This window comes from Jiangella rhizosphaerae (assembly GCF_003579925.1).
Taxonomy (GTDB): domain Bacteria; phylum Actinomycetota; class Actinomycetes; order Jiangellales; family Jiangellaceae; genus Jiangella; species Jiangella rhizosphaerae.
Genome location: NZ_QUAL01000437.1, coordinates 19,418 through 35,772 on the forward strand (window position 1 = coordinate 19,418; position 16,355 = coordinate 35,772).

General features: G+C 72.5%; 15 protein-coding genes. 7 read left to right on the forward strand and 8 right to left on the reverse strand.

Annotated features, from left to right (window positions below):
* Positions 1-3: 3 nt before the first annotated feature.
* Both DY240_RS30330 and DY240_RS30335 read right to left on the reverse strand, forming a co-directional pair.
* The gene (locus DY240_RS30330) at positions 4-1,650 is read right to left on the reverse strand and encodes an ABC transporter substrate-binding protein (protein ID WP_199702765.1); all 1,647 of its coding nucleotides are present in this window, start codon (positions 1,648-1,650) and stop codon (positions 4-6) included.
* A complete protein-coding gene (locus DY240_RS30335) occupies positions 1,647-2,849 on the reverse strand; it encodes a dipeptidase (RefSeq protein WP_119663388.1) in 1,203 nt (400 codons plus the stop codon). The genes DY240_RS30330 and DY240_RS30335 overlap by 4 nt, the downstream gene beginning before the upstream one ends.
* Before the next feature lie 551 nt (positions 2,850-3,400).
* Between DY240_RS30335 and DY240_RS30340 the strand changes: the two genes are divergently transcribed.
* From DY240_RS30340 to DY240_RS30350, 3 genes are all read left to right on the forward strand, one after another.
* Positions 3,401-3,637 (forward strand): outer membrane protein assembly factor BamB family protein, encoded by a 237-nt coding sequence (locus DY240_RS30340; protein ID WP_325049319.1) that lies wholly within the window; start codon positions 3,401-3,403, stop codon positions 3,635-3,637.
* A gap of 120 nt (positions 3,638-3,757) precedes the next feature.
* Positions 3,758-4,456 (forward strand): TetR/AcrR family transcriptional regulator C-terminal domain-containing protein, encoded by a 699-nt coding sequence (locus DY240_RS30345; RefSeq protein WP_119663374.1) that lies wholly within the window; start codon positions 3,758-3,760, stop codon positions 4,454-4,456.
* A 120-nt stretch (positions 4,457-4,576) separates the two neighbouring features.
* Entirely contained in the window at positions 4,577-5,563 is a 987-nt protein-coding gene (locus DY240_RS30350; RefSeq protein ID WP_119663375.1) for an NAD(P)-dependent alcohol dehydrogenase, read from the forward strand.
* A 22-nt stretch (positions 5,564-5,585) separates the two neighbouring features.
* On the opposite strand, the gene DY240_RS30355 is transcribed toward DY240_RS30350, so the two are convergent.
* The 3 genes from DY240_RS30355 to pdxR form a co-directional block, all read right to left on the reverse strand.
* Positions 5,586-6,212, reverse strand: coding sequence for a hypothetical protein (locus DY240_RS30355; protein WP_119663376.1), 627 nt, complete (start codon positions 6,210-6,212; stop codon positions 5,586-5,588).
* Positions 6,209-6,700 carry a MarR family winged helix-turn-helix transcriptional regulator gene (locus DY240_RS30360; RefSeq protein WP_119663377.1) on the reverse strand — a complete coding sequence of 164 codons (492 nt, stop codon included), beginning with the start codon at positions 6,698-6,700 and terminating at the stop codon, positions 6,209-6,211. Before DY240_RS30360 ends, DY240_RS30355 begins: the two co-directional genes overlap by 4 nt.
* A 367-nt stretch (positions 6,701-7,067) precedes the next feature.
* The gene (pdxR, locus tag DY240_RS30365; protein ID WP_119663378.1) at positions 7,068-8,480 is read right to left on the reverse strand and encodes a MocR-like pyridoxine biosynthesis transcription factor PdxR; all 1,413 of its coding nucleotides are present in this window, start codon (positions 8,478-8,480) and stop codon (positions 7,068-7,070) included.
* A gap of 46 nt (positions 8,481-8,526) precedes the next feature.
* On the opposite strand from pdxR, the gene DY240_RS30370 reads away from it, so the two are divergent.
* Positions 8,527-9,849, forward strand: a complete 1,323-nt coding sequence (locus DY240_RS30370) for an FAD-binding oxidoreductase (RefSeq protein WP_119663379.1) — start codon at positions 8,527-8,529, stop codon at positions 9,847-9,849.
* Between the two features lie 52 nt (positions 9,850-9,901).
* Complete coding sequence (locus DY240_RS30375) at positions 9,902-10,564, forward strand: GntR family transcriptional regulator (RefSeq protein ID WP_119663380.1); 663 nt, start codon at positions 9,902-9,904, stop codon at positions 10,562-10,564.
* On the opposite strand, the gene DY240_RS30380 is transcribed toward DY240_RS30375, so the two are convergent.
* The 3 genes from DY240_RS30380 to DY240_RS30390 all read right to left on the reverse strand — a co-directional run bounded on the left by DY240_RS30380 (position 10,542) and on the right by DY240_RS30390 (position 12,375).
* On the reverse strand, positions 10,542-11,282 hold the full coding sequence (locus tag DY240_RS30380; RefSeq protein ID WP_119663381.1) for a class I SAM-dependent methyltransferase: 741 nt from the start codon (positions 11,280-11,282) through the stop codon (positions 10,542-10,544). The genes DY240_RS30375 and DY240_RS30380 overlap by 23 nt on opposite strands.
* 15 nt (positions 11,283-11,297) lie before the next feature.
* Complete coding sequence (locus DY240_RS30385; protein WP_147375592.1) at positions 11,298-11,603, reverse strand: hypothetical protein; 306 nt, start codon at positions 11,601-11,603, stop codon at positions 11,298-11,300.
* 274 nt (positions 11,604-11,877) lie between these two features.
* Positions 11,878-12,375, reverse strand: a complete 498-nt coding sequence (locus DY240_RS30390) for a MarR family winged helix-turn-helix transcriptional regulator (protein WP_158603062.1) — start codon at positions 12,373-12,375, stop codon at positions 11,878-11,880.
* 274 nt (positions 12,376-12,649) lie between these two features.
* On the opposite strand from DY240_RS30390, the gene DY240_RS30395 reads away from it, so the two are divergent.
* Entirely contained in the window at positions 12,650-12,850 is a 201-nt protein-coding gene (locus DY240_RS30395; RefSeq protein ID WP_119663384.1) for a cold-shock protein, read from the forward strand.
* A 292-nt stretch (positions 12,851-13,142) separates the two neighbouring features.
* On the forward strand, positions 13,143-16,049 hold the full coding sequence (locus tag DY240_RS30400; RefSeq protein ID WP_119663385.1) for an ATP-binding protein: 2,907 nt from the start codon (positions 13,143-13,145) through the stop codon (positions 16,047-16,049).
* The last annotated feature ends 306 nt before the right edge of the window (positions 16,050-16,355 follow it).

Genomic DNA, 16,355 nt, shown 5'->3' on the forward strand with positions numbered 1-16,355 from the left:
GGCTCAGTCGACCGGTGTGACCTGGGCCAGCGAGTAGCCGGTGACCATGCCGAGCAGGTCCGACGGCGACGGGTCGAAGCCGGTGAAGCGGTCACCGCGGTAGGCGAAGCGGAAGTTCTCCACGTACAGCGGCGTCAGCAGCGCCTGGTCGTGGACGTAGGCGTCGATGCCCTTGATCTTCTCCACGAACTGCTCCGGGTCGGCGGTCACCGCGGCGTCGTTCACCAGGGCGTCCAGCTCGGGGTCGGCGACCAGGTTGTAGTTGATCCCGCCCGGGTTGGACGACAGGTAGGTGCTGCGCAGCTGGTCCATCGGGTTGTCGAAGACGCCCCACTGCGACAGGTCGATGTCGTACTCGCCGCCGCGGGTGCGGGCGAGGAAGGTGTTCCGCTCGATGCAGGCCAGGTCGATCTGGATGCCGGCCTCGGCGGCGTCGTCGCGGACCACCTCGGCCACCCGGGTGAGGTTGGCGTTGGACTGGTCGCACACCATCTCGAACGTCAGGTCGTCCAGGATGCCGTCGCCGTCGCCGTCGGTGTAGCCGGCGCCCTCCAGCAGGGCGCGGGCGCCGGCGGGGTCGAACGGGTAGGGCTCGAGGTCGCTGTTGTCGTAGTCGGCGAAGATCGGCGAGATCGGGCCGACCATCCGCTCGCCGTCGCCCTGCAGGATCGTCTCGATGATCGACTCGGTGTCGACCACCATCGACAGCGCCTGCCGCACCGTCTGGTCGGCCAGCACCGGGTGCTGCACGTTGTAGGTGAGGTGCGCGAAGCCGAGCGACCCGACCGTCTCGATCGCGATGTTCTCGTCGCTCTCGAGCGAGGCCACCGCCGAGACCGGCACCGGCGTGCCCATGAGGTCGATGTCGCCGTTGCGCAACGCCAGGATCATCGTGTTGACGTCGGGGTAGACGACGTACTCGACGGTCTCGACGGCGGGACCGCCCTCGGGGGCGTACGGGTAGTTCTCGTTCGCCTTCAGGACGTAGCGCTGGCCCTTGGTGGCCGACTCCAGGATGTACGCGCCCGCGCCGACCCAGTCGGAGTCGTTGGCGAACTGCGAGACGTCGCCGGCCTTGCTGAAGATGTGCTCGGGAACGATGCGCATCCAGAAGCCGACGCCCTCGGCGAACGGGGCGTACGGCTCGCTGAGCGTGAACGCGACGGTGTGGTCGTCGCGCACCTCGATGCCGGTGACCCAGGTGAGCTTCGCCGCGACGTTGCCCAGCTGGTGGTCCATGATGGCCTGCGCGGTGAACGCGACGTCCTTCGCCGTCACCGGCGTGCCGTCGGACCACTCGAAGTCGTCGCGCAGGTGGAAGACGACGACGGTGCCGTCGGCCTCGGTGGTGTACTCCTCGGCCAGCTCCGGCACCTTCTGCGCGTTGCCGTCGATGCGCAGCAGCGTCGGGTAGGTGGCATTGAGGATCCAGCTGTCGGTCTTGGACAGCGACTGCAGCGGGTTGAAGTTCTCCATGTCCGTCGTGGTGCCGATGCGCAGCGTGGCGCCGCCGGCCTGCTCGTCCGAGCCGCCCGAGCCGCCGGTGGACTCGCCGCCGCCCTCGTTGAGCGAGCAGCCCGTGACCGCGACCAGTGTCGCGACCGCCAGTGCCGCACCGGTTCTCCGGATGCGTCCGATCGTGCCCTTCACCAGACCTCCTTGAGTACGCGCAGGATGTTGAGACCGATGACCTTGCTGATGTCGCCGTCGGACCAGCCGTGCTTGACGAGCCAGCCGACGATGTTGGTGAAGTTCTCCGCCGGGTTCTCCACCCCGGCGACGTACGGGACCCGCGGATGGTCCACGTGGCCGTGCGCGCCGGCGATGCTGAGGTGGCCGGTGAAGGAGTCGTGCAGCCCGACGTGGTCGCCGAAGTTCGTGTCGGGCCCGAACGCGACGTGGTCGACGCCGACCAGGTCGACGCAGTACTGGAAGTGGTCCATGACCGACTCCAGCGAGTGCTCCGGGTGCGCCTCGGACAGCGTCGTGTGCGGCGCGGCCTCGATGCCGATGACCCCGCCGCGCTCGGCGCAGGCGACGATGACGTCGTCGGGCTTCATCCGGTTGGTGGGCCACACCGACCGCGCGCCGGCGTGCGTGATGAACACCGGCACCGACGACCGCTCGATGACGTCGCGGCTGGTGCGGTCCGAGGAGTGCGAGATGTCGATGGCGATGCCCAGCTTGTTCATCCGCTCGACCGCGCGGCCGCCGAACATCGTGAGGCCGCCGTCCACCGGCTCGGCCAGCCCGGAGCCGAGCTGGTTGGCCATCGAGTAGGCGATGCCCATCTGCCGCACGCCGAGCCCGTAGAGGACGTCCAGCCGGTCCAGCTCGTTCTCGATCATCGTCGCGGCCTCGAGGCCCGCGACCAGCGCGATGCGGCCCTGGGTCTTGGCCTTCTCCAGGTCGGCGACGGTGCGCGCGAGGACGACGTGGTCCTGCTGGGCGACGTCGGCGAAGCGCAGGCCGAGGTCGAAGACGACGTCGTTCCACTTCCAGCCGTGCTCGGACGTCACGCAGTTGGTGCCGTTCATGAAGTTGTCGAAGAACGCGGTCATGCCCGACCGGGCGATGCCCTCGAACCCGAACGCGTTGCGCCCCGTGCCGTTGTACTCCTTCAGCAGCGACGGGTCCTTCGTGAGGATCTTCGGGTGCTCGTGCAGGGAGATGACGTGCTCACGGCCGAGGATCTCCGTCACCCGACGCGTCTGCTCCTCGTCCAGTCCGAGGTCGTAGGCCGGGACGCGGCCGATCTCCTGGGCGAGGTCGAAGACGCGGAAGTCGGTGTGCGGCTCGAGGTAGTCGAAACTGCGGTAGCCCCGGTAGCGCACGCCTGGTTTCTGCATCGGCTTCTCCAAGTGGTCCAACCTCTTTTGTGGGCTCACCATAACGAGAGGTTGGACCTCTTGAATATCGGGGACCTGCCTGCAGATGATATGGAGAATTGTTCTCATATCTTCGACCGACCGCAACGGCGGCGCTGAGCTGCGAGTTCGTGTGGATCTCGGCGGTGGCGGATCTTGTCGACGCAGCGGCGAATGGCTGCAATCGTTACAAGAAGGAAACGTGAGTCCACAATTCGATCACGTTCCCGATCGGGTTCTCGGCCCGAAAATGATCGCAGGCCGCCGACGGGAGCACCCGGCATGCGCAGGGCGCGCCGGCCGCTCGCCGGACGGCCGGCGTCCACCTCGGCGGCGGGGGGATCGAGTTCTCGAGGCCGGGAGGCTGTCATGGCGGTTCGAGCACGGCGGCTGTGGTGGTCCGGTCTGCTGGCCGTCGCGCTGGGGGGCGATCACGGCGCTGGTGACCGCGACGCCGGCGCGAGCTGCTGTGGAAGCGTTCGCCGGAGGCCGCGCCGGAGCCGTACGTCCAGCGCAAGTGGGGTGGCTGGGGGGTGCCGGGCGACATCGACCAGGGTGGTGTGTTCGGCTCGCCGGTCGTCACCGGCGACACCGTGTACGTCGGCGCCAACAACGGTCACGTCTACGGCTTCGACCGGGCGACTGGTGCGCAGGTCTGGGACTACGAGACCGGAGCCTGGAACGCGACGGGCATGGCCGTCACCGGCAACACGCTGGTGTTCGGCTCGTGGGACGGCAACCTCTACGCCTTCACGGCGCGATCCGAGTAGGGGGACCGAGCCACCCTCCCGCGTGATCATCGACCGTCGGCGACATCATGACGTCGCCGACGGTCGATGATCATTGGGGGCTCGCCAGGCGACCAGCTTGTACGATCGTCAGCTGAGGTGATGCACGTGGCGGCCGACGCCGAGGCCGGTCCGGTCCGGGTCCCGCTGAGCCGGGACCGGGTGCTGCGGGCCGCGGTCCGTCTGGCGGACGAGGGCGGCATCGGGGCGCTGACGATGCGCCGGCTGGCCGACGAGCTCGGCGCCGAGGCGATGTCGCTGTACTACCACGTCGCCAACAAGGACGAGGTCCTCGACGGCATCGCCGACGTCGTCGCGCGGGAGATCAACGAGGTGGTCGACGCCCTCGACCTGCCGTCGGCGGGCGCGCAGTGGAAGTCCGCCGTCCGCCGCCGCATCCTCGCCGCCCGCGAGGTGCTCCTGCGCCACCCCTGGGCTCCGGCCGTCCTCGAGACCCGCGCCGCGATGAGTCCCGAGATCCTGCGTTACCACGACCGCCTGCTCGGGCTCATGCGCGACGGCGGCTTCTCCTACGACCTCGGCCACCACGCGCTGCACGCGCTGGGCAGCCGGGCGCTGGGCTTCAGCCAGGAGCTGTTCGACCCCGGTGACGGTTCCGGCCCGCCCGAGGAGCTGGCCGGATACGCCGACCGGCTGCCGCACCTGCTCGGCATGTTGTCCGAGATCGCGCACGACGACCCCGACTCCACGCTGGGCTGGTGCGACGACCAGGCCGAGTTCGAGTTCGGCCTCGACCTCATCCTCGACGGCCTCGACCGCCTGCGCGAGCGCTCGTCCTGAGTCCGCGGCCGGCGGCCGCCCCGCACTGAGCCGCCCGGGTCTTTACAGCCTTACGCCGTACGGCTACCTTACAACGTACGACGACCTTACGTCGTAAGAATCGCTGCTCAGGAGGGCACGATGAAGGCGTTCGTCATCCGCTCGTACGGTTCTCCCGATGTCCTCGACCTGGCTGACGTCCCGACACCGGTGCCGGGCGACGACGAGGTGCTGGTCCGCGTCCGCGCGACGTCGGTGCAGCCGTACGACTGGCACCACATGCGCGGCGAGCCGCGGCTGTCGCGCCTCATGCCGGGCACGCTCGGGCTGCGGCGGCCGGACATCGAGATCCTCGGCGCCGACGTCGCCGGCGAGGTGGCCGCCGTCGGCCGCGACGTCACCGGCTTCGCCGTCGGGGACGGGGTGTTCGCGCTGGTCGTCGGCGGCGGCTTCGCCGAGTACGCCTGCGTGAAGGCGGCCGATCTCGCGCCGCTGCCGCGCGCGCTCTCGTTCGAGCAGGCGGCCGCGGTGCCGCTGGCGGCGATCACGGCGTTGCTGGCGGTCCGTGACGACGGCCGGGTGCGGCCCGGCCAGCGGGTGCTGGTCAACGGTGCGTCGGGCGGGGTCGGGACGTTCGCCGTCCAGCTCGCCGTCGCGATGGGCGCCGAGGTGACCGGCGTCTGCAGCGGCCGCAACGCCGACCTCGTCCGGGGCCTCGGCGCCAGCGAGGTCGTCGACCGCACGTCCGTCGACGTCACGCGCGCCGGGCGCGCCTACGAGCTCGTCATCGATGCCGCTGGCGGGCACTCCGCCTGGGCGTTCCGGCGGATCCTGGCGCGCGACGGCGCGCTGGTCGTCGTCGGCGGTCCCGCCGGACGCTGGGTGCAGCCGGCCGGGCACGCGTTCGCCGCGCTCGCCCTCAACCCGTTCGTGTCGCAGCGGATGACGATGACCGACGTCGCCGGCAGCAGGAACCGGCGGGCCAACCTGCTCACTCTGACGGAGTACCTCGACGACGGCCGGGTCGTTCCCGTCATCGACCGCAGCTACCCGTTCGCCGAGCTCCCCGATGCGCTGCGCTACTCCGAGGCCGGACGCGCCCGCGGCAAGGTGGTCGTCACGCTCTGACGCACGTCCGCCGCGGGGCGGCTCACGCCCTGAGGTACTCGCGGGCGAGCGTGACCAGCCCCTTCGGGTCGTCGGCGTAGAAGCGCAGCTCGGTGAAGGTGACCGGTCCGTCCAGGAGCTCGACGGTCACCGGCTCGAACAGCACGAGGTGGACGTTGAGCTGGCTGGACACCGCGACCTGCAGGACGGCGCCGTCCTCGCCGTCGGCGACCTGGACGGTCTTCGACTCCGGCAGCGTGCGCTTGTGGATGCGGATGGCGTCGATGTCGGACCAGCGCAGCGCGATGTCGACGACGGGCCCGTTGCGCACCCACAGCCCGGTCGGGCCGACGGCGTGCGGGTGCACGCGCAGCGCCGCGGCGTAGCCGAGCATCCACACCAGACCCCAGATGCCGATGACCAGCGCGATGATCTGCACCACCGGCCACGGGATGATGAAGTGGACCACCACCACCTCGATCGCCGACCCGACGATGAACACCCAGATGATCAGCGACACCGGCTCGACGTAGCCGAACGGCGTGGCGCCGGGCTCGGGCACCCGCGGGCGGCGGGCCAGCCAGGCGTACAGGCTGCGCCACACGCCGGACTCGTAGGCGGTGGCCTTCTGGAAGAGGGTGGCGCCACGCGGCTCGGTGGTGTCGGTCATCGGCCGGCCTCACTCTCGGGATCGGTGGCTTCGCGGCTCGCGTCGATCGACACGCCGTGGGCCCGCAGCCGCGCCAGCAGGTCGTCGAGGCCCTCGACCAGCGCGGTGAAGCGGTCGTCGGGCATGCCGTCGAAGAGGATGCGGGCGAACTCGTGCTGGTCGCGCTCCATGGCGGCGGTGACGGCCGCGCCGTGCTCGGTGAACGAGACCAGCGTGGCGCGGCGGTCGGTGGGATGCGGCTCGCGGGTGACGAAGCCCGTGGCGGCCAACGCGTCGACCAGGCCGGTGATGTTGCGCGGGCTGACCCGCAGCGCGTCGGCGAGTACCCGCTGGGTCGACGGGCCGCGGTGGTGCAACTCCCAGAGCAGGTGGGCCCTGGCGTCGGTGAGGCCCTGGGCGGCCAGCGAGCGCGTCATGTCGTCGCTGAGGACGACGACCAGCTCGAGGATCCGGCCGAGGGCTTCCGTGTGCTGCCGCGACGTGGTCATGTGCTGAACCACCTTCACTATGTCGGTAGTTCAAGAGTAGCGCACCGGCCGCGCCGCCCACGACCCGCCGGGCGCGCGACCATCCGGCCGCGGAAACGCGCTCGACGAGAGCTGCGGAAATGCTGTGACGAAAGTCACGGCAAAGGGAGGTTTGGTGGCGCGGAGAAAGGCTCCGGGCAAAGAAAGGGCCACCCTGCCAATTTGGGGGGCAAAACGGCAGGGTGGCTCGTACAACAACACTAACTCATCGATCCGTCTCGCGCATCTGGATCCAGAAGATCGCAGCCGAAAGTCCTCGACCAGCGGGTCTTCGGTCGCACGACGCGCCCGGGTGCTCGCCGCGGGCGCCGAACCGGCGGTACGGCGGTCAACTCCGGCGAAGATCCACGAATGCGGCGGCCAGCCTCGCGACTCCGTCCGCGACTGCGCGTTCGTTCAGGGCGGAATAGCCGAAGATCAATCCGCCCCGCTCGGCCGGAGAAAGGCGATACGGCGTCACTCCGTTCACCCGCACGCCGCGCCGGGCCGCCGCGGCCACGACCGCGGCCTCGTCGGCACCGGGCGGCAGCCAGGTGACCAGGTGCAGCCCGGCCGAGATGCCCGCCGGCTCCAGCTCCGGCAGCCGGGCGGCCAGGGCCGCCAGCAGCACGTCGCGGCGCCGCCGGTAGATCGGCCGCATGCGGCGCAGGTGCCGGTCGAACTCCCCGTGCGCCAGGAAGTCGGCGAACGCGAGCTGGTCGAGGACGCCCGAGCCGCGGTCGGCCAGCAGCTTCGCCTCGGCGACGTCGTCGACCCACGACCGCGGCAGTACCAGCCAGCCCAGCCGCAGCCCGGGCGCCAGCGTCTTGCTGGCCGTGCCCGAGTAGGCGACGAGCTCGGGCGCCAGCCCCTGCATGGCGCCAACCGGTGACCGGTCGTAGCGGTACTCGGCGTCGTAGTCGTCCTCGACGACCAGCGCGCCGCGCTCCGCCGCCCAGCGCAGCACGGCCGCCCGACGGGGCGCCGACAGCATCGCTCCAGTCGGCCATTGATGCGTCGGCGTGAGGACCAGCGCGTCGGCCTCGACGTCGTCGAGCAGGTCGGCACGGATGCCGTCGTCGTCGACCGGCACGCCGACCACCTCGAGGCCGGACGCCCGGGCCAGCGGCCGCAGGTCGTCGTCGGCGGACGGGTCCTCGACGGCGACGCGGCGGGCGCCGCGGGCGGCCAGCACCTGGACCAGCAGGGCGATGCCCTGGGCGTAGCCGTTGGTGACGACGACGGTGTCGGGGTAGGCCGCGGTGCCGCGGACGCGGTTGAGGTAGTCGGACAGCGCCACGTGCAGCTCCGGCGCGCCGCGGCCGGACAGGTACCCGAAACGCTCGTTGGGTGCCTGGGCGTAGGCACGGCGGATCGACCGCAGCCAGGCCGCCCGCGGGAAGTTCGCGACGTCGTAGCGGCCGTAGCCGAAGTTGACGGCCGGTTCGGGCGGGGCGGGCGGCGTGGCCGGCTCGGACTGCGCCGCCGGCGCCGCGGCGACCTCGGTGTAGCCGCCGGTGCGGCTGGTCAGGTAGCCCTCGGCGACCAGCTGCTGGTACGCCTCGACCACGACGCCACGGGACACCCCGAGCTCACCGGCCAGGCGGCGGGTGGGCGGGAGCGTGGTGCCGCGCCGCAGCCGGCCGGATCGGACGCCGTCGCGCACGGCCGCCGCGAGCTGCCGGTGCAGCGGTTCGCCGCAGCCCCGGTCCAGCGTCACCAGCAAGCTCTCGCCGGTGGAATTGGTCCGGGGTTCCGCCATGCCATTGGACCTTATCGCGCGAACCGGTCACTGTGATGCTCGGCACATGACGACGACACGCCTTCGCGAGCAGCTCGGCGACCGCCTGGTCCTGCCGGGCGACGAGCACTACGACCGCACCCGCTCCGTCTGGAACGCCATGGTCGACCGCCGGCCGCGGATGATCGTCCGCTGCGCCACCGCGGACGATGTCGCGGCCGCCGTCTCGCTGGCCCGCGAGCTGGGACTGGAGATCGGCGTGCGTTGCGGCGGGCACAGCGTGCTGGGCATGTCCGTGCCCGAGGACGGCCTGATGATCGACCTCACCCCGATGGGCGCGGTCACCGTCGACCCGGCCGCCCGGCGCGCCCGGGTGCAGGGCGGCGCGCTGCTCGGCGCCCTGGACGTCGCGGCGCAGCAGTACGGCCTGGCCACCACCGCCGGCAACGTGTCGCACACCGGTGTCGGCGGCCTGACCCTGGGCGGCGGCATGGGCTGGCTGGCACGTCAGTACGGTCTGAGCTGCGACAACGTCGTGTCCTACGAGCTGGTGACGGCTGACGGCGAGCGGCTGCGGGTCACCCGCGACGAGCACCCGGAGCTGTTCTGGGCGCTGCGCGGCGGCGGCGGCAACTTCGGCATCGTCACCGAGTTCGAGTTCCAGCTGCATCCGGTCGGCACCCGCGCCTACGTCGCCGAGCTGACCTACCCCCTGGAGCAGGCCGCCGCGGTGCTGCGTGGCTGGCGCGATCTCAGCGCCGACGCACCCAGGCAGGCCACCTTCGCCGCCGCGCTCGGCCGCGGTCTGGTCACCGTCGGGTATGTGTGGGCCGGGCCGACGGAGCATGCGGCGGACCTGCTGCCGGCGCTGCGCTCGCTCGGTTTGCCCGTGACGGAGAACGTCGGCGAGCTGTCCTACGTCGAGCTGCAGACGCGCGAGGACAGCCCGGAGGGGCACGCGTACCGCCGGTACTGGAAGGGGCACTACGTGCGCGGGCTGCCCGACGAGGCGATCGACGCGATGGTGGAGCACGGCGACGTCGACATGGGCATCAGCCTGCAGGCCTACGGCGGCGCCATCGCCGAGGTGCCTGACGACGATTCCGCGTTCAGCCAGCGCGACGCCGCCTTCGAGTACGTCGCCGCCGCCCGGTGGTCCGACGCCGCCGAGGACGCCGAGCGCATGGCCGTGGCGCGTCGGACCGCTGCCGCGATCGAGTCGTTCGCCAGCGGCGCGTACGTCAACGCGCTCAGCGACGAGGGCGCCGCCGGCGTCCGCCGCGCCTACCGGCCGGAGAAGCTGGACCGGCTGACCGCGGTGAAGACGGCCTACGACCCGGAGAACGTCTTCCACCTCAACCACAACATCGCCCCGGCCGCCCGGTCGTGACGGCCGGACGCGCAGGACTCCTACTGTCCGGGCCCGGTGCCATCATGCGCTGGTGCCCCACGACGACCGGACCCTGGCGCAGTCCGCCTACAGCGACATCCGTGCCATGATCGTGGGCGGTGAGCTGCCGCCCGGGACGAAGCTGATCGTGCGGCTGCTGTCGGAACGGCTCGGCCTGTCGGCCACGCCGATCAAGTCCGCGCTGGCCGCCCTCGAGCGCGACGGCTTCCTGGTCGCGATCCCGCACCGGGGCTTCCACGTGCCGCGGGTCGGGCCGCGCGACATGCTGGAGATCTACGAGCTGCGCGAGATGCTCGACGGCGTCGCCGCGCGGCGGGTGGCCCGGTCGCCGTCCGCCGCGGAGTTGGTCCGGACCGTCCTCGACCCGCTGCTGGCCCAGCAGCGCGAGCACGGCGACGACGGCGACCTCGCCGGCCTGCGCGACCTCGACGCCGAGTTCCACCGGGCCATCTGGCACGCCTCGGGCAACGGCCGGCTGGCGGTTGTGGGCGACAACCTCAGCGGCCAGGTGCGGCTCGCCTGGTCCGGCCGGCCGTCCGGCGGGATCGCGCGGACGCTGCGCGAGCACGAGGCGATCGCCGCGGCCATCGCGGCCGGCGACCCGGCCCGTGCCGAGCGGGCGTCGCGGGCGCACGTCCGGCGCTCCGTCGTGGCGTACGAGCGGGCGCTGGTCAGGCCGGACGGTGCGCGATGAACAGGTCGCGCGGCAGGTCGTCCGGCCCGTCGCGGCGGGTCAGCACCAGCGGCTCGAACCCGGCGCCGGCGAGCAGCCGGTGCCAGACGTCGCGGCTGAAGATGCCGGTGCGGTGCGTCTCGTGCACCGTCTCGGTGCTGCCGTCCTGCTCGCGCAGCAGCAGCACGTACTCCGTCCGGACCCAGCTGTCGTCAGGGTCGGGGTCCCACGTCCAGCCCAGGAACCGGGCGCCGCGCCCGTCGTCGGCGTCGGCGCCGCCGTGCTCGGTGCTCTCCTCGAACGTCTCGACGGTGTGGTCGGGGACGAAGACCGCGGCGCCGCCCGGGCGGCAGTGCGCGAACGCCGTCGCGACCGCGCGGCCGAGGTCGTCCTCGGTGAGCATGTAGTCGACGGCGTCGTGCACGAACACCGCGTCGAACGTGCGGTCCAGGCGCAGCTCGCGCATGTCGCCCTCGACGTGCTCGCACTCGGGGTTCAGCCGGCGCGACACGTCGAGCATGCGCGGGGACAGGTCCACCAGCGTCAGCGCGAACCGGTGCTTGAGGTGGACCGCGTTGTGTCCGCCTCCGCTGCCCAGCTCCAGCACCTCGCGGACGGGGACGCTGGCGGACTCCAGCGCGGTCGCGGCGAACGCGGCCTCGTCGGCGTACTCCTCCGGCGGTGAGATCAGCGGCCACCAGTCGGCGAGGTCACCGTAGAACCGGTACTCCTCCGTCATGGCCGCATCGTCGCATCAGGCGGCCTCACCCGACGCGGGTGGGAGCTTCCGGCGTGGCGCCGGCGGTGGTTCCGGCGGCTCGATGTGCGGCTCGTGCTGGGCCAGGAAGGCCTCGATCTCGGCGATGCCCTCGGCGGCCTCGCGGGCCACCTCGTCGTCGCGCCGGCGCGCGGGCGGACCCGCCTTCTGCCAGACGGCGGCCACTCCGGCCCCGCCGTAGAAAGCGGCGCCGACCACGGCGAACCCGCTGACGACGACCCATAGGACATAGCGCAAGCCGTCGAGCATCGCATGCACGAGGTGTGCCGATCCGTAGCTCACGTTGCTCACCTCCGCGTCATTGCGGCTGCGGTACTCACCGTTGGATGTACCCAGAGCCAACGGCTCGTCACTTCAAGGTTACGCCGATTTATATAGCAGGAACAGTTCTGTGACCAGTCAATCACGCGGATCGCCTGGTGCGGCGGCTGAGTCGATGCGCGCGCAACCCACGGATACTCGCGAAACTGGCGGATCCGGGCCGGATCGGGGCGGCATCCGTCGTTTTCGCGCGTATCCGTGGGTGTCCCGGGCACCAGCCGACCGGCTGCGGTGCTCAGAACAGCTTGTCGACCAGCTCGGTGAGGTGACGGAGCAGCGGCACCACGAGGTCCTGCTCGGCGGGGGAGAGGTTGTCCCAGGCGCCGGCCAGGTGACCGGCGACGACGGCGCGTTTGGCGGCGAGCAGGGTGCTGCCCCGTTCGGTGAGGTCGAGGACCCGGCGCCGTCCATCGCCGTCGGCCTGGCTGTAGCGGACCAGGCCGTCGCGGACCAGCGCGCCGGCGCTTCGGGTGACCGTCGGCTGGCTGAGGCCGGTCAGCTCAGCGATCGCGCCGACGCCGTCGCGGCCGCATTCCTCGATGGCGTCGAGGAGCACCAGCTGCGGCACGGTGATGTCGTCGAACAGGGGCTGCAGCCGGCCCCGCGTTCGCCGCGACGCCGACAGGAACGCCATGAGGGCATCGGCGAACTCGAGCGCCTGCTCGCCGCTGGAGCCGGAGACGGTGTTGACGCTGCGGCTCAGCGCGCCGCTGGCCGGAATGTGCTCGCTCACGCGCCCCCTCCTGCCGATGCCTGTGATCCATGAAACCACCCGCGACTGTGCAACGGCCGCCGGCGGGGTGAGAACGGCGCGGGAATGGATCGGGCGGCGACCCCGTTGTCCAGGGCGGCCGGAGTTTGTGTTCGTGTGTCCGCACGCTCGCAAGGACTTCATGTTGCGGGCGCGCTGCTTGCCTTCAGGTTGCTGGAGAAGTTGCGTCGTCTAGGACCGGCCAGGGCGAACCGCACGGTGCGGCGCCCATATCCAGCCCCTGTGAGGAGCAGAAATGACTCAGGGCACGGTCAAGTGGTTCAACGCGGAGAAGGGCTTCGGCTTCATCGCCCGCGAGGACGGACCCGATGTGTTCGTCCACTACTCCGAGATCGACGGCGCGGGCTTCCGCAGCCTCGAGGAGAACCAGAGCGTGGAGTTCGAGCTGGCGCAGGGCCCCAAGGGCCCGCAGGCCACGCGCGTCCGCGCGCTTTGATGCCGCCGCAGGTCACACCTGCCGCACACCACTGACGACGACGAGGGGCCGGCGCCGAGCGCGCCGGCCCCTCGCCGCGTCCCCGGGCCCTACGCGCGCGAAACGTGCACGGTCGCCGTCGGCCACGTGACGCAGCACCGCCGGCCGGCGGCGGTCGCCGCCTTGGTGCGTGAGCTCGTCGGCGCCCGGTGAGCCGCCTCGATGACCCGGCGTCGCCGGCGTCCGCCGCTGTTCTACGCTGACCCGAAGCGGTGGGGCAGACGAGCAGCGGTGGCCGGCGGCGGGAGGATCGGTGGCAGATCAGCACGCCGATCCCGCCGCGCAGTCCGCCGCCTTCGTCGGCCGCGAACGCGAGCTGTCCGCCGTCACCGCCGCCCTCGCGGCGCCCGGACGTCCGGCGTTCGTGCTGGTCGAGGGGGAGGCCGGCATCGGGAAGACCCGCCTGGTGCAGGAGGCGCTGCGCTCGCGCGACCCCGCCACGACGCTCGTGGCGGCCTGCCCGCCGCTGGCCGAGCCGTTCCCCCTGGGTCCGCTGGTCGACGCGCTGCACCGGCTGCCGGTCGACGGCGTGCCGCTGAGCCCGCTGGCCGGCGCGCTGCGGCCGCTGTTCCCGGAGTGGGCCGAGCACCTGCCGCCGGCGCTGGAGCCGCTGGAGGACCCGAGCTCGACGCGGCACCGGCTGTTCCGGGCGCTGGCCGAGCTGGTCGAGCGGTCCGGCATCGAGGTGCTGGTGCTCGAGGACGCACACTGGGCCGACGCCGCGACGCTGGAGTTCCTGCCGCTGCTCGTCGGCGCCACCCAGCACGACCTCAGCCTCGTCGTCACCTACCGGGCCACCGACGTGCCGGCCGCGTCGCCGCTGCTGCGGCTGACTGCCCGCCCGCCGGCCGGGCTGCGCCGGGTCGAGCTGGCGTTGGAGCCGCTGACGGTCGGCGAGACGACCGCCCTGGTCGCGTCCATGTTCGCCACCGACGACATCTCGGCGGAGTTCGTCTCGTTCCTGCACCGCCGCACCGAGGGCGTGCCGCTCGCGCTGGAGGAGAGCCTGTCGCTGCTGCGCGACCGCGGCGACATCGTCCGGCGCGGCGACGAATGGTCCCGCCGGGCGGTCGACGACCTGCAGGTGCCGCCGACGGTGCGCGACTCCGTCCTGGAGCGGGTCGACCGGCTGCCGTCGCAGGCCCGCCGCGTGCTCGAGGCCGCCGCCGTCCTGGCCGAGCCCGCCGACGGCGTCCTGCTCGCCCGGGTCGCCGGGCTGGGGGACGACGACGCGAGGCAGGGGCTGGCCGCTGCACTGACGTCGGGGCTGCTGCGTGAGGCCGCGCCGGGCCGGTTCGTCTGCCGGCACGTGCTGGCGTCGCGGGCCATCGAGGAGGCCCTGCCGGTGTCCGAGCGGAGGCTGCTGCACGGCCAGGCCGCCGCGGCGCTGCAGGAGCTGCCGACCCCGCCCGTGCTGCGGCTGAGCCGGCACTTCCGCGAGGCCGGCGACGTCGCCGCGTGGAGCCGGCACGCCGAGGCCGCCGCGGACCTCGCGCTGGAGTCCGGCGAGGACCGCGCCGCGGTCGTCCTGCTGAACGACCTGCTGACGGCCGCCGCGCATCCGCCGGAGCGTGAGGCCCGGCTGGCGCAGAAGCTCGGCCAGGCCGCCACCTGGGGCGTCGCCGCGCTCGGCGAGCTGGCGCTGGTCGTGGCCGCGACGCTGGCCACCGCGCTGGACCGCCCGGAGCTCCCGGCCGACCGGCGCGGCGAGATCCGGCTGCTGCTCGGCCGGTTGTGGCTGCAGCTGGGCGACTTCGACACCGGCATCGAGCAGGTCGAGACCGCCGCCGGCGAGCTGGCCGCCCGGCCGGAACTGGCCGTGCGGGCGATGATCTCGCTGTCGCACCCGCGCGGGCAGGTCTGGCCGGTCAGCCGGCACCGCGACTGGCTCGACCGCGCCACGGCGCTGTTCCCGCAGGTGCCGGCCGAGGAGCAGACCTGGCTCGCGGTCGACCGCGCCAGCGCGCTGCTGATGATGGGCGACGAGACCGGCTGGGCGGCGGCCGAGGCGATCGACGCCGCGGCGGACAGCCTCTTCGAGCGCCGGCAGCTGGGCCGGTGCCGCATGAATGTCGGGCATACCGCCATCGCCTGGGGCCGCGACGCGATCGCCCGGCGTCAGCTGGACGGCGCCGTCGAGCTGCTCGCCGCGACCGGCTACCAGCGGCTGGTGAACTCGGCGCTGATCACCCGCGCCAACCTCGACTGGCACGGCGGCTCGTGGGACGGGCTGGCCGAGCACGTCACCGAACTGGCCGGGTCCGCCGACACCCTGCCGGAGGCGCTGCTTGAGGCGCGGATGATCCTCGGCCTGCTCGACCTCGCCGGCGGCCGCCGCGACGACGCCGCCGACCAGTTCCGGGTCGTGGTCGCCGAGGCGGTGCGGCGGGGACTGGTCGACGTGCAGACCGGACCGGCCGGCGCGCTCGGGCGGCTGTTCCTGGCCGACGACGCCGTCGCCGACGCGCTGCGGGTCACCGAGCCGGCGATGGCCATGGTCGTGCGCAAAGGGATCTGGCTGTGGGCCACCGAGGTGGCGCCGGTGCACGCCGACGCACTCGCGCGGGCCGGGCGCGGCGACGAGGCGGTGGACCTCGTCGAGCGGTTCGCGGCCGGGCTCGGCGATCGCGCCGCGCCGGCCCCGCAGGCGGCCCTGCTGGTGTGCCGGGGGATCGTGGCGGGCTCCGGCGAGCGTGCGGCCGAGCTGTTCGGTGCGGCCGCGGCCGCGTGGGCCGAGCTGCCCCGTCCCTATCAGGAGCTGCTCGCGCTGGAGCGGCAGGCGCTGGCGCTGCTGCCCGACGGCGCCGGGCTGGACCTGCTCGGCACGGTGCAGCGGCGGCTGCGCGACCTCGGCGCCCGCTGGGACGCCGACCGCGTCGCCCAGGTGCTGCGCGCGCACGGCGTCGACGTCGCCCGGGCCTGGCGCGGCGGCCGGCGCGGCTACGGCGACCAGCTGTCGCCGCGCGAGCTGGAGGTCGCCCGGCTGGTGGCGCAGGGCATGACCAACCGGCAGGTCGCCGAGGCGCTGTTCCTCTCGCCGCGCACCGTCGACCGGCACCTCAGCGCGGCCATGCGCAAGCTCGGTGTCGGGTCGCGGACGGCGCTGGCGGTCGCCGTCGCCTCCGACGCCGCCGGCGACGACGCCGCATTCATTGGGTGATCTGCCCACTCGCGAACGGCCGGCGGCGTGACCGACGGTGACCTCATGCACGTGACCGACCTGCCCGAGCCCGACGCCGCCGACGACGACGCGCCCGCCGAGGAGCCCGAACCCGCCGACGGCGAGCGCTGGGAGCCTCTCTGACGCCCCGCGCGGGCCCCTCCCCGACCCGCTCCCCGACCGAAGTTGATCTTGGAGTTGTTCGGGAATTGCGGTCAGGAATGTCCGATAGATGGCCGAACAACTCCAAGATCTCTCTGTCAGGATCTTGTGTGCCGGGGTGCTGCTCGACGGGGCGGGGTGCCG

Bases quoted from the DNA above. Each gene is read 5' to 3' on its own strand.
- DY240_RS30335 (WP_119663388.1), bottom strand. From the start codon at position 2,849: ATGCAGAAACCAGGCGTGCGCTACCGGGGCTACCGCAGTTTCGACTAC.
- DY240_RS30345 (WP_119663374.1), top strand. From the start codon at position 3,758: ATGCACGTGGCGGCCGACGCCGAGGCCGGTCCGGTCCGGGTCCCGCTG.
- DY240_RS30350 (WP_119663375.1), top strand. From the start codon at position 4,577: ATGAAGGCGTTCGTCATCCGCTCGTACGGTTCTCCCGATGTCCTCGAC.
- DY240_RS30355 (WP_119663376.1), bottom strand. From the start codon at position 6,212: ATGACCGACACCACCGAGCCGCGTGGCGCCACCCTCTTCCAGAAGGCC.
- DY240_RS30360 (WP_119663377.1), bottom strand. From the start codon at position 6,700: ATGACCACGTCGCGGCAGCACACGGAAGCCCTCGGCCGGATCCTCGAG.
- pdxR (WP_119663378.1), bottom strand. From the start codon at position 8,480: ATGGCGGAACCCCGGACCAATTCCACCGGCGAGAGCTTGCTGGTGACG.
- DY240_RS30370 (WP_119663379.1), top strand. From the start codon at position 8,527: ATGACGACGACACGCCTTCGCGAGCAGCTCGGCGACCGCCTGGTCCTG.
- DY240_RS30380 (WP_119663381.1), bottom strand. From the start codon at position 11,282: ATGACGGAGGAGTACCGGTTCTACGGTGACCTCGCCGACTGGTGGCCG.
- DY240_RS30395 (WP_119663384.1), top strand. From the start codon at position 12,650: ATGACTCAGGGCACGGTCAAGTGGTTCAACGCGGAGAAGGGCTTCGGC.